Here is a 12,607-nt window from a genome sequence, read left to right as displayed (position 1 = left end):
CTTCGTCCCCACCGGCGCCTCGCGTCGCTGCCACGGAAGTGCCGGTGGTACGGGGGTGGCGCATGCTGGTGGGGTGACCTGGAGACCCGATGTCGGCCGGGCACCGGGCGGCCCGTCTCTGGTGCTCGCCCAGGCCGTCGTCAGTGCGATCGAGGCCGCCGGCGGGTATGCCGGCGGCATCTACCTGCGCTCCCGCACCCCGGGGCTCCTGCTGATGGCGGTCCTCGCCGGGCTCCCCGCCCCCTTGATGCGCCCCTGGTGGCGCATGCACGTGAACCGTCCCTTCCCGGTGGCCGAGGCGTACCGCTCGGGCAGGCCCGTGTACCTCGGCGACGCCGAGGACGCCATGCGGCGCTTTCCGCAGCTCATGGCGGGTCTGCCGTTCCCCTTCGGCTCGCTGTACGTACCTGTCAGGAGCGGGCGCACCATCGTCGGCGTGCTCGTCGTGCTGCGCTACGCCACCCGCGGGGAGCCGGTGGGCGGGGCCGACCGCAACAGGCTGCAGGGCATCGCGGAACATCTCGGCGCCGATATCGCGGAGCTGGAGAGGAACGGGCACCGGGCCGAGTGGGAAGGCGACCCCATGACCGTCCGGCTGCCCGCGGAAACCGCGCAGCCGATGCGGATCGGCCACTTCGACTGGGACCTCGCCACCGGAGCGGTCACCGCGGACGACGAGGCGTGCCTGATCCTGGGAACCGAGCCCGCGGACCTCCCGCCGCACACCGTGGAAGCGCTGACCGCCCGGCTGCTGCCGGAGGACGTGTGCGGACTGTGGACCCTGGGCAGCCGGGCCGCACGGTCGGCGCAGCCGCACGTACGCCGGATGCGGCTGCGCGGCCCCGACGGCCGGTCCCTCCTGCTCGAGCTCTCGGGCCACGGGGCGGGCGCCGGGCGAGCACACCATTTGACCGGTGTCCTGCTCGACCCGGGTGCCGAGCCCGTCGTCCCGGAGGCGGCCGACCGGATCCCGCGCGGCGTGCTCTCCCACGACCGGCTCGGACGGATCACGTACGTCAACCGGCTCGGGGAGGACATCCTCGGGCACAGACGGGCGGAACTGGTCGGCCGGCTCCTGTGGGACGTGTTGCCCTGGCTCGCGCACCCCGCCTACGAGGACCACCACCGGGCGGCCCTCTTCTCCGACGCCCCCGTGCACTTCCGCGCCAAACGCACCCCGACCGAATGGCTGTCCGTAGCGATGTACCCGGGCCGCGACGGGGTGACGGTCACCGTCATCCCCGCCCCGCAGCCCGACTACACGCCGCATTCCGTCGGCGCACCGGGTGCGGGCCTCGGCTCCGCCGCCGACCGCGCAACCGTTCTGTACCGCCCGGTCGCCCTGGCCATCGCGCTGACGGAGGCCGTCACGGCCCGGCAGGTGTCCGCCGTGGTCACGGAGGAACTGCTGCCCGCCTTCGGCGGCAGACAGCTGGCCATCTACCTGCAGAACGAGGGGCGCCTCTACCTGGCGTGGGAGACAGGTTTCCCGAAGGGCTTCCTGGACCGCTTCGACGGCGTCGGGCTCGACGCCCACATCCCCGGAGTGGACACGCTCACGACCGGCAGGCCGCTGTTCTTCGAGTCCATGGAGAAGCTGGGAGCCGCCTATCCCGGCATCCCCATGGACACGAGTGTCGGGGCCCGCGCCTTCCTGCCGCTCATCGCCTCCGGGCGGCCGGTCGGCTCGTGCATCCTCGGCTTCGACCAGCCGCGGGGCTTCAGCCCCGAGGAGCGCACCGTGCTCACCGCCCTGGCGGGCCTCATCGCCCAGGCGCTCCAACGGGCCCAGCGCTACGACACCGAAGCCGCCCTGGCGCGCGGACTGCAGGACGCCCTGCTGCCGCACCGGCTGCCCGTGGTCGAAGGCGTCGACACCGTCGGGCGCTACCTCTCCGGCACCCAGGGCATGGAGGTGGGCGGAGACTGGTACGACGTCATCGAGACCGGCAGCGGGCTGGCCCTGGTCATCGGGGACGTACAGGGGCACGGTGTCGCAGCAGCCGCGACCATGGGCCAACTGCGCAGCGCTGTAAGGGCGTTCGCCCTCAGCGGGCACGACCCACAGGAGATCATGAGTGCCACCAACCGGCTGCTCATCGACCTCGATCCGGGCCAGTTCGCCAGCTGCTGCTACGTCGTTCTCGACCCCGGCACCGGTTTCACCCAGGCCGTACGGGCCGGCCACCCCCAGCCGGTACTGCGCCACCCCGACGGCCGCACCGAGGTCCTGGACCTCCCGGGCGGCGTCGTGCTGGGCGTCGACCCCGGGGCGTCGTATCCGGTGACCGATCTGCATCTCGCCCCGGGCGTCGTGCTCGCCCTGTTCACCGACGGACTCGTGGAGAAGTCGGGAGAGGACATCGACGAGGGGATCGAGCGTCTCCGCAGCACCCTTGCCGAGGTGGACCACGCGCCCCTCGCCGAGATGGCGGACCGGGTCATCGGGCAGGCGATCCAGGACGAGGACCGGCCCGACGACATCGCGCTCCTGCTGGCCGCCTGCGGGGTGTCGCCCGGCTGACCGGGCCGGATAGGTTCGCCCGATGGGTATGGAGCGCGCACGAACCGTGCGGGGTGTCACCACTCCGGGATGTGCCGCGTGCGGGGGCACGGTCGCCCCCGACGGCCACTGCTGGGACTGCGGTGCGGCGCAGCCGGCGTTCCGTTCGCATGTGGAGATCACTCAGGACACGGGTGCGGCGGCGGTCAGCGACCGCGGCCGGCGGCGCGCGATCAATGCGGACGCCATGGTGCTCACCACGGCCGGCCGGTGGACGATCGGCGTCGTCTGCGACGGCGTGTCGATGTCACCGCGCGCCGAGCGCGCCGCGAAGGTCGCGGCCGATGTCGGCGCGAGGTGGCTGACGATGCGTCTGAGCGCCGGAGTCCTGCCGGAGACCGCCCTCCACGACGCCGCCGTCCGCGCGGCGCACGCGGTTGCGGCCCTGGCCGCGACGAAGGACGCCGCCCCGGCCTGCACCTATGTCGCCGGCATCGCGGGTCCGCAGGGCATCTGGAGTTCCTGGATCGGTGACAGCCGCGCCTACTGGCTCCCGGACGAGGGACCGGGAATGGCGTTGACCGAGGACGACACCGGCGAGCACGAAGCGCTCTCCGCCTGGCTGGGAGCGGATGCGGGGGAGCCGGCGCCGCGGGTGCGGAGCTACCGGCCGTCGGTGCCCGGCCGCCTCCTGCTGTGTACCGACGGGCTGTGGCGGTACCTGCCCGACGCCGGGGCACTGAGGTCGGCGCTGCCCCACCGGCGGCGCGAGGTGTCGGCCCGGGGCGACGGCCTGATCGAGGACGCGCGGTCCCTGGTGGACTTCGCCCTCGACGCGGGAGGGCACGACAACGTCACGGCACTGCTGATTCCCGTCGGCGCCTGACGCGCCCGTGTCCGTCATACGGACGCGTGCGGAGCGGACTGCGCCGGGGACGTGCTCGTGAGGCATCCTCTGCTGGTTGGGTAGAACGGGCCCGCAGCGGCAGGCGCACGTCCGGTGCGCAGCCGGTACGGGCCTGTGACGGCGAGGGATTTGGAACAAGATGGCAGAGAACTCGGACCTGTTGGCCTTTGTGCGGGCGCGCCTCTCCGAGGAGGAGCGCACTGCGCAGGAAGCCGGCGGCGAGGGCTGGCGGTGCCCTGCGGAGGCACCCGGCGAGGTGCATGACCGCACGAGCGGTATCGCGTTCGTCGTGCGGAACCGCGGTTACGACCGGCACATCGCCCTGCAGGACCCCGCGCGCACGCTGCGCCGCATCGAGACGAACAGGGTCCTGCTGGACGAGTACGAGGAGATCGCGTCCATGGACACGGACCGTCCTGGCCAGGACTTCGTCTCCGGCCGTGCCGTGGGCCTGGGGTTCGTCGTCCGGCAGATGGCCGCGGAGTACGCCGGGCACCCCGAATACCGGGTGAAGTGGCTGCCCAGGTACTCGCATTGGGGCCCGCCCGCCGCGCCCGGGGCATGACCGGTCCAGGCATGACGGGCGGCGGCGAATGAGTACGGGGGAGCCGCCGGCCTGAGTACGTTGCCCGATCCCGCGGCGGACCGCCGCTGATCGAATGGGAGCCATGCTCCCCGACGCGCCGCGGCGCCCCCGCATCCAGAACCTGACGAGTGCCGGTACGGCCCTGGCCGTGACCCTGCTTCCGCTGGCTGCCGGGGTGCTGCTGGCCAGGACGATGGCGCTCGATCCGATGACCTCTGTCAACGCGCTGGTCACCAGTGGCGGCCAGCGTGCCCGCATCGGACCGGCGGGCTGGGCGCTGAACGCTCGAACGCGTGAACTTCTTTCCCGACGTAATGGAACTCCTGTCCAGGAAAGCGCTGTCGCTTTCGTTACACGATGCGCACGGGCAGGACGGGGGTGCGCGGGGAGCGGAACGAGGCGCGACGGGGGCGCTGTGACCAGGGGAACGGCCCCCTGAAAGGGTCGGTGCAAGGATCAACGGTTGACAGGTATACGACCGTCGGGATCGGTGCCGATTGCAGTCGTGTGTGACAGAAATGTCCGTACTTTGTCACACGAACCAGGGCATCTTCCGGCCAGAGCGAAAGCGGGACAAAGTTTGCGTTCCCGGCACCACGCCGGGGCCGAACAACGCCCGGCACTTCGTTCCGGGCCTGCATGATGAGGGGTTTCCATGTCCCGTTCCGCACGACGGATCACCGCTACCGTTCTCGCCTCAGGCGCACTGCTCGCCGCAGCGGCACTCCCTGCCAGCGCCGATGGCCGGGACCACGGCAACAACAGGCCGGCCCAGCGCTCGGCTGTCGTCCTGGGCAAGATCCAGTACGACAGTCCCGGCCGGGACAACGCGTCCAACCGCAGCCTGAACGCGGAGTGGGTCACCGTGACCAATACCGGACGCCGTGCCGTCAACCTCCGTGGCTGGACGCTCACGGACGAGAGCAACCGCTCCTACCGCTTCGACCTCCGCCTGCCCGGCCGCTCCTCCGTCCGGGTCCACACCGGCGTGGGCCGCGACAGCAGGCACGACGTGTACCAGGACCGCCGCCACTACGTGTGGGACTCCAGGGACACGGCGACCCTGCGCGACAACCGTGGCCACAGGGTCGACTCCAAGTCCTGGGGCCGGCACAACGGCGGCGGTAACAACGGTGGTGGCAACCACAACGGTGGCGGCCACAACAACGGTGGCGGCCACCACAACGGTGGTGGCAACCACAACGGCGGCGGCCACCACAACGGTGGCGGCGGCAACCGCTGATCCGACGGCTTGATGCGGCGTACCACGGCTTCGGGGCCGTGGTACGCCGCAGTTCGTTCCACCGGCGACAGCAGGGGCGAGCCGCGACGGGCGGGGGAGCGACCCGCATTCGGCGGAGGGCGAGCCGCGTCGGGCGGGGGCTGTGCATCGGGGGACGGCCGGTGATGTCAGGATGGCCTCATGACCATCAAGGCGTATTTCGACATCACCATCGACAACGAGCCCGCCGGGCGGATCGTGTTCAACCTTTTCGACGACGTGGCGCCCAAGACCGCGGAGAACTTCCGCGCCCTGGCCACGGGCGAGAACGGCTACGGCTACGCCGGTTCGCCGTTCCACCGTGTCATCCCCGACTTCATGCTGCAGGGTGGCGACTTCACCCGGGGTGACGGCACCGGTGGCAAGAGCATCTACGGCGAGAAGTTCGCCGACGAGAACTTCACCCTGAAGCACAACAAGCCGGGTCTGCTCTCGATGGCCAACGCGGGCCCGAACAGCAACGGTTCGCAGTTCTTCATCACCACCGTCCTCACCCCGTGGCTCGACGGCAAGCACGTCGTGTTCGGTGAGGTCGCCGACGAGCCCAGCATGGAGCTGGTCCGCAAGATCGAGTCGTACGGCTCGTCGACCGGCCGGACCAAGGCCCAGATCGCCGTCTCCGCGTCCGGGGTCCTCTGACACTCGCAACGGGGCTCCCGGCCGCGCTTCCCGCAGGCCGGGGCCCCGCACGCCGCCGGTGAAGACGGCGCGGCCGCCGTGTCGGCCCGATCGCGGGCCCGCGGAACCGTAGCGTGGCGCGGGCAACCGCTGACGCGTGCGGTTCCGGACCGGGGTGGCGCCATGTGCTGGAGTGCGACCGCCGATCTCGTCGCGGGCGCGGGAGTCATCGCGATCGGGGTGGCCTGCGTCGCGCGACCGCCAAGGGCCCGCGATCTGCCGCTCGCCTCGCTACCGCTGCTGCTCGGGGCACACCAGGTCGTCGAATCGGTCATCTGGCGCTCCGGAGGCGGCAGCGGGACCGCCACCCTCGTCTGGGCCGTCATCGCGCTGCCCCTGCTGGCACTGTGGGTGCCGCTGGGAGTGCTGTGTGCGGCACCGCCCACGGCCCGTCGCCGGCTGTCGGTCCCTCTCGCGGCCGGCATCGCGACCGCCGCCGCTCTGTCGTACAGCCTGGCCACCCGTCCCGTCACGGCCGACATCCGCGGCCACACGCTCGGCTACGTCCTCGACCTGGCCCTCCCGGAACTGCTCGTGGCGGGATACCTGCTCGCCACCGTGGGTGCCCTCCTGCTCTCGGGAGACCGGTGGCTCGTGCTGCTGGGCGTCCTGGTCGCGGTGGGTGCGGCGGTGTGCGTCGCGCTGTGGCGCACGGAATTTATCTCCACCTGGTGCGCCCTCGCGGCGGTGTGCTCGGTCGTGCTTCTCGGCTGGGCACGTCGGCGCCCGGCGGCCGCGGGCTGATACACCGCCGCGCCCCGGAAGGCGTCCAGGTCCGAGGGGTGCCAGGGTGGATACGGCCCCGTACACCGTTGACGGGCGACGGAAGGAGCGCAAGGTGCGCATCGATCTTGCCGGTAGGACCGCGGTCGTCACCGGCTCCTCACAGGGCATCGGCCTCGCCATCGCCACCGGGCTCGCCGACGCGGGGGCGCACGTCGTCCTCACCGGCCGTGCCCAGAACCGTCTGGAGACGGCCGCGGACGTCCTGCGCGGGACCGTACCGGACGCGACGGTGCTCACGCTCGCCTGCGACCTGACCACCGAACAGGGAGCGGCCGAGCTGTACGAGGCCGTGCCGGCCGCCGACATCCTCGTCAACAACCTCGGCATCTTCGGTGCCAGGCCGCCGCTCGAGATCACCGACGAGGAGTGGCGCACCTACTTCGACACCAACGTCCTCAGCGCCGTACGGCTGATCCGCGGCTATCTGCCGGGAATGACCGAGCGGGGCTGGGGGCGCGTGCAGAACATCGCGAGCGATTCCGCGATCGTGGTCCCCGCAGAGATGATCCAGTACGGCATGTCGAAGACGGCGCTGCTGTCGGTCTCCCGGGGCTTCGCCAAAGTGGCCGCCGGCACCGGGGTGACCGTGAACTCCGTGATCGCCGGTCCGACGCACACCGGCGGCATCGAGGACTTCGTCTACCAGCTGGTCGACAAGGGCCTGCCGTGGGACGAGGCGCAGCGCGAGTTCATGCGGCTGCACCGCCCGCAGTCCCTGCTGCAGCGGCTGATCGAGCCGCAGGAGATCGCGCACATGGTCGTCTACCTCAGCTCTCCGCAGGCATCGGCCACCACGGGTGCCGCGGTGCGGGTGGACGGCGGCTACATCGACTCGATCGTGCCCTGAGCCCCTGTGCTGGCATGATCAAGGGCATGAACGAGAGCATCATCGCCGCGTGTGACGGGGCATCCAAAGGAAATCCGGGACCTGCTGCCTGGGCATGGGTCGTGGCGGATGCCGAGGGCCGCCCGCAGAGGTGGGAGGCCGGTCCGCTGGGTACCGCCACCAACAACGTCGCGGAGCTCACCGCCCTGCAGGAGCTGCTGAAGTCCACCGATCCGGCCGTGCCGGTAGAGGTGCGGATGGACTCCCAGTACGCGATGAACGCGGTGACCAAGTGGCTGCCGGGCTGGAAGCGCAACGGCTGGAAGACCTCGGCGGGCAAGCCGGTCGCCAACCGTGAGCTGGTGGTCGGCATCGATGCGCTGCTCGGCGGCCGGAGCGTGACCTTTCGCTACGTGCCCGCGCACCAGGTGAACGGTGATCCGCTCAACGCGCTCGCCGATCAGGCCGCGAGCGAGGCCGCTGTTTCGCAGCAGGTCGCGGGAAGCGCGCACGGTTCGGCCGTGCCGGTGCCGGCTCCTGCCCGCTCGACGAAGGGCAGGACCTCGAGTGCGGGCACCGAGGGAGCTGCCTCACGCCCCACCGCGACGATCCGGGCGAAGTTCTCGGGCCGGTGCCACTGCGGAAAGCCGTATGCGGCGAAGGACATGATCGCGAAGAACCCGAAGGGCTGGGGCCACCCGGAGTGCCGGACGGCCGCCGCCTGAGCGGTTCAGATGTCGGCCCAGACCAGCCGGCTGGAAAGGCTGGTGCGTGTTCCCCATCGGGTCGCCAGCGCGTCCACGAGCATCAGACCCCGGCCGTCCTCGGCGAGGGAGTCGATATCCGTGATGTCGGGGGAGTCGGGGCCGTCGAGGGCTCCGGCGAGGTCCCGGTGGTGCGCGCCGGACCCGGCGCCCTGGCCATGAGGTCCGTCCCCGGGTGAGTGCGACAGCTCGGGGCGGCGCGGCGTAGGACCGTGGGAACCGTGGGAACCGTGCGAGGCCGACTTCGCGTCCATGGGCCGCGTCGGAGCAGGCACACGGGCCCGGCCGCGGTTCCACACGCAGATCCGCACCCCGCCGGAGGAACGCAGGAGTCTGCAGCGGACCCGCCGGCCCGAGGTGTGCTGCACCGCGTTCGTGACCAGCTCGGTCACGACCAGGGCGGCTGTCTCGACACGCTCGTCGGACTCTCCCCAGTCCCGCATCGCCTCCTGGACACGGTGGCGCGCTTCGGGCACCCCCTCGGGAAGACGGGGGATCCACCAGCTCTGTGCGCTCCTCCCGCTCGGGTCCTCCGGAGCGAGGCGCGAGCGGGTGTCTATTTCCGGCATGTATGTACTCTCGGCGCAAAGTGCATACTTTGCAAGTGACAGAATGTCCGGGTTGCTCTGTTTCGGAGCTCTCATGAGGAAGGCGGGCGCATGAGGCCCCGATCCGGTCCCACGGTCGAGCACCGTGTCCTCGCGGCACGACTGCGGATACTGCGGGAACGTGCGGGTGTCAGCCTGCAGGCGGCCGCCCGGGCCCTCGACGCACACCCGGCCACCGTGCGCCGCATCGAACGCGCCGAGACCGGGCTGGACGCCCGCCAGGTCCGGGTCCTGCTGGACCGCTACGAGGTTCCCGAAGCGGAGGCGGAACCGATCATCACGGGCCTCGGGGCCGCGAACCTGCCCGGATGGTGGCACCGCTGGCGGGACGCGATGGAGCCGTGGCGGCAGGAGGTCATCGGCCTCGAGTCCTCGGCCTCACTCGTCCGTACCTGGCATCCCGCGCTGATCCCCGAACTGCTGCGTACCCCGGCCTACGCGGCTGCCCTGGACCGGACCCTGTACCCCGCGGACACCGGGGCGCAGCTCACCCGGCGCCTGGAGCTCCTGCGGGAGCGGCAGCGGCGTCTGGAGGACCGCGGCGCGGCCCTGTGGGCCCTGGTCCCGGCTGCGGCGCTGTACACCCGGGTGGGCGGTCCCGAGGTGATGGCAGAGCAGTGGGCGGCGCTCGCCGACGCCGCGCACCGGCCGCACCTCACGGTGCAGGTGATGCCCCTCGACTCCCCGCCGCACCCCATGACCGCTGTCCCGCCGCTGCACCTCCTGCGGGTGTCCGCTCCCGAGATCGGCGACCGGGCGGTTCTCGAGGCCCCGGGGGGCCGGGTGGACATCATCGACGAGCCGGGAGCGGTGATGGACCTCCGCATCAGGCTGGACGCCGCCTGCGCGGCGGCTCCGCACCCGGGATCCCCCCTGCCGGAGGTCCGATGAGGGCCGACGGGCCGACGGGCAGGGTCCCCTCTGGTTTCGGACGCCCGATGCCGGTCACCCGCGCTGTGCGGACCCGCCACTGTCCGGCACCACCCCATAGGACGATCCGGAGCAGAGGAGAAGGACACATGGACAATTGGCCCCTGAACGAGTCGGGCAGGCAGCGTGCCCCGGAACGAGGCACGCCCACGAGCCGTCGGGCCGGGAGCGGGGACGGCGTGCCCGGGAGCTCCGGCGGCCGGACAGGCGGACGATAGGTCATGGACACCTCCTTCTGGCTCGTCCTCGGCGGGCTCCTCGCCCTGCTCGCGGCGGGCGTCGCCGTCGTTCTCCTGGTACGGGTGTTCCGGGCCAGGAAGCTGCTCCTCGATGCGGGGGTCCCGCTGCGCAGCAAGGCCCTGATGTGGGCCGCGGTGATCTACACGGTGTCGCCCGTCGACCTGCTGCCGGATCCCGTGTACCTCGACGACATCGGTTTCCTGCTGCTGGCCCTGCGCTCGCTGCACACCGCCGCGCACGCCGCCGGGCTGGGGACGCGGGGCGGAAAACGGGCCGATGAAGCGGCAACCTTTCGGCGTCCGGGAGCAACTGACGTGACGTAAGCCATCCCCGGCCAGAAGGTGCGTACCGTGGACCCTCTGCTCCCCCACCCCGATCCCCGCTCCCCCCGCACGCGACGGCGGATCACCCGTAGCCGGGCACTGCTCGGCTCGTTGACGGCAGGCCTTCTCGCCGCTGCCGGACTGGTCGCCCTCGGCCCCACCTCGCACGCCGCCACCGCCCGGCAGGCCGAGGCGCTCGACCGCGGCGTCGTCAGTGTGCACACCGACAGCGGCAACCTCATCAGCTGGCGCTGGCTGGGCACCGACCCCGACGGCGTGTCCTTCAACGTCTACCGGGCCGGTACGAAGGTCAACGCCTCACCCGTCACCGCCTCGACGAACTACTTCCACTCGGGCGCACCCGCCACCGCCGACTACACCGTGCGGGCCGTCGTCAACGGGACGGAGCAGGGCGACTCGGTCAACGCCATCCAGTTCCGCACCGGTTACAAGGACGTGCCCATCAGCCCGCCCGCGGGCGGCACGACACCCGACGGGGTCGCCTACACCTACGAGGCCAACGATGCGTCCGTCGGCGACCTCGACGGCGACGGCGCACTCGACTTCGTACTGAAATGGCAGCCCACCAACGCCAAGGACAACTCCCAGTCCGGCTATACGGGCAACACGATCATCGACGGGATCCGGCTCGACGGCACCCGGCTCTGGCGGATCGACCTCGGGCGCAACATCCGCTCCGGCGCGCACTACACCCAGTTCCAGGTGTACGACTACGACGGCGACGGCCAGGCCGAGGTGGCCACGAAGACGGCCGACGGCAGTGTGGACGGAACCGGCAAGGTGATCGGCAGCTCCTCCGCCGACTACCGCAACTCCTCCGGATACATCCTGTCCGGACCCGAGTTCCTGACCATGTTCAACGGCAGGACCGGCGCCGCGATGGGCACCGTCGACTACGTTCCCGCACGCGGCACGGTGTCCTCGTGGGGCGACTCGTACGGCAACCGGGTCGACCGCTTCCTCGCGGGCACCGCCTACCTGGACGGGGCCAGACCCTCCCTGATCATGGCGCGCGGCTACTACACGCGCAGTGTCATCGCCGCCTGGGACTGGCGAGGCGGCGCCTTCACCCGGCGCTGGACCTTCGACACGAACAGCTCGACCAACTCCGGCAAGGGGTACGACGGTCAGGGCAACCACCAGTTGTCGGTCGCCGATGTCGACGCCGACGGCAAGGACGAAATCGTGTACGGGGCCATGGCCGTGGACGACAACGGCAATGGACTGTGGACGACGAAGAACGGCCACGGCGACGCCATGCATGTCGGGGACCTCGACCCCTCCCGGGCGGGACTGGAGGAGTTCAAGGTCGACGAGGACAGCTCGAAGCCGTCCTCCTGGATGGCGGAGGCGAAATCAGGCAAGATCCTCTGGTCCACCCCGGCGAGCGGCGACAACGGCCGTGGGGTGTCCGGTGACATCTGGTCAGGAAGCCCCGGAGCCGAATCCTGGTCCTCCGCCGTCTCCGGAGTGCGCAACCCGCAGGGCACCGAGGTCTCCAGCCGGAAACCGTCCAGCTCGAACTTCCTGTCCTGGTGGGACGGCGACACGACCCGAGAACTCCTCGACGGCACCCACATCGACAAGTACGGCACCTCGGGCGACACACGCCAGCTGACCGGTGCCTCGGTCCACAGCAGCAACGGCACCAAGGCCACTCCGGCGATCTCCGGCGACATCTTCGGTGACTGGCGCGAGGAAGTCGTCTGGCCGACCACCAACAACACGGCGCTGCGGATCTACTCGACGCCGTACGAGACCGGCACCAAGATCACCACGCTGCTCCACGACACCATGTACCGCACCGCGCTGGCCTGGCAGAACACCGCCTACAACCAGCCGCCGCACCCCAGCTTCGCCATCGGCAGCGGAATGGCCACCGCACCGCGGCCGACGATCACCACACCGTAGAAGACGTAGTCACCCGCTCATGGGGGCGGCGGCTGCAAGGGCGTTCCTCGCAGCCGCCGAATCCATGATCGGGCCGATAAATCGAAACGCTGGTACCGCTCCTACCGGTTAGAGTGAGGCCACAACGTCAAGCACCTCCCGGTGCGCAGGCGGCGGTTACTTCTTTTGGGTAGAACCACTTCGGTGGGCGGGGATCGAACCCCGCAGAGCCGCAGCCGTCTTGATCTCGGGAGGCACAGCGT

General features: G+C 70.9%; 12 protein-coding genes. 11 read left to right on the top strand and 1 reads right to left on the bottom strand.

Features of this window, described 5'->3' with window-relative positions:
- The first annotated feature begins 73 nt into the window (after positions 1-73).
- From ACFQ6X_RS31960 to ACFQ6X_RS31925, 8 genes are all read left to right on the top strand, one after another.
- Positions 74-2,524 carry a SpoIIE family protein phosphatase gene (locus tag ACFQ6X_RS31960; RefSeq protein ID WP_383186663.1) on the top strand — a complete coding sequence of 817 codons (2,451 nt, stop codon included), beginning with the start codon at positions 74-76 and terminating at the stop codon, positions 2,522-2,524.
- A 22-nt stretch (positions 2,525-2,546) separates the two neighbouring features.
- Entirely contained in the window at positions 2,547-3,389 is an 843-nt protein-coding gene (locus ACFQ6X_RS31955; protein ID WP_383186661.1) for a PP2C family protein-serine/threonine phosphatase, read from the top strand.
- A gap of 160 nt (positions 3,390-3,549) precedes the next feature.
- The gene (locus tag ACFQ6X_RS31950; RefSeq protein ID WP_383186659.1) at positions 3,550-3,975 is read left to right on the top strand and encodes a DUF6221 family protein; all 426 of its coding nucleotides are present in this window, start codon (positions 3,550-3,552) and stop codon (positions 3,973-3,975) included.
- Between the two features lie 676 nt (positions 3,976-4,651).
- Positions 4,652-5,239: a lamin tail domain-containing protein gene (locus ACFQ6X_RS31945; protein ID WP_383186657.1), complete on the top strand. Its 588-nt coding sequence runs from the start codon at positions 4,652-4,654 to the stop codon at positions 5,237-5,239.
- A gap of 180 nt (positions 5,240-5,419) precedes the next feature.
- Positions 5,420-5,917 carry a peptidylprolyl isomerase gene (locus ACFQ6X_RS31940; protein ID WP_329214127.1) on the top strand — a complete coding sequence of 166 codons (498 nt, stop codon included), beginning with the start codon at positions 5,420-5,422 and terminating at the stop codon, positions 5,915-5,917.
- 162 nt (positions 5,918-6,079) lie between these two features.
- A complete protein-coding gene (locus tag ACFQ6X_RS31935) occupies positions 6,080-6,700 on the top strand; it encodes a DUF6629 family protein (RefSeq protein WP_383186655.1) in 621 nt (206 codons plus the stop codon).
- 94 nt (positions 6,701-6,794) lie between these two features.
- Positions 6,795-7,589, top strand: a complete 795-nt coding sequence (locus ACFQ6X_RS31930; RefSeq protein WP_383186653.1) for an SDR family NAD(P)-dependent oxidoreductase — start codon at positions 6,795-6,797, stop codon at positions 7,587-7,589.
- A 26-nt stretch (positions 7,590-7,615) separates the two neighbouring features.
- Positions 7,616-8,293, top strand: a complete 678-nt coding sequence (locus ACFQ6X_RS31925; protein ID WP_383186652.1) for a ribonuclease H — start codon at positions 7,616-7,618, stop codon at positions 8,291-8,293.
- A 5-nt stretch (positions 8,294-8,298) separates the two neighbouring features.
- Here ACFQ6X_RS31925 and ACFQ6X_RS31920 read toward each other — a convergent pair whose 3' ends face one another.
- On the bottom strand, positions 8,299-8,775 hold the full coding sequence (locus ACFQ6X_RS31920; protein ID WP_383186700.1) for an ATP-binding protein: 477 nt from the start codon (positions 8,773-8,775) through the stop codon (positions 8,299-8,301).
- A 216-nt stretch (positions 8,776-8,991) separates the two neighbouring features.
- Here ACFQ6X_RS31920 and ACFQ6X_RS31915 point away from each other — a divergent pair, with 216 nt between their 5' ends.
- The 3 genes from ACFQ6X_RS31915 (at position 8,992) to ACFQ6X_RS31905 (ending at position 12,365) form a co-directional block, all read left to right on the top strand.
- The gene (locus tag ACFQ6X_RS31915; protein WP_383186650.1) at positions 8,992-9,831 is read left to right on the top strand and encodes a helix-turn-helix domain-containing protein; all 840 of its coding nucleotides are present in this window, start codon (positions 8,992-8,994) and stop codon (positions 9,829-9,831) included.
- Positions 9,832-10,091: 260 nt separating this feature from the next.
- The gene (locus ACFQ6X_RS31910) at positions 10,092-10,433 is read left to right on the top strand and encodes a YkvA family protein (protein ID WP_383186648.1); all 342 of its coding nucleotides are present in this window, start codon (positions 10,092-10,094) and stop codon (positions 10,431-10,433) included.
- A gap of 27 nt (positions 10,434-10,460) precedes the next feature.
- Positions 10,461-12,365, top strand: a complete 1,905-nt coding sequence (locus ACFQ6X_RS31905) for a rhamnogalacturonan lyase (RefSeq protein WP_383186646.1) — start codon at positions 10,461-10,463, stop codon at positions 12,363-12,365.
- Positions 12,366-12,607 lie beyond the last annotated feature (242 nt).

The sequence above is a fragment of the Streptomyces sp. NPDC056452 genome (genome assembly GCF_042796085.1).
In the GTDB taxonomy this organism is placed as follows: domain Bacteria; phylum Actinomycetota; class Actinomycetes; order Streptomycetales; family Streptomycetaceae; genus Streptomyces.
Note: the sequence above shows the minus strand (reverse complement) of the source record. Positions and strands in the feature narration are given on the sequence as shown.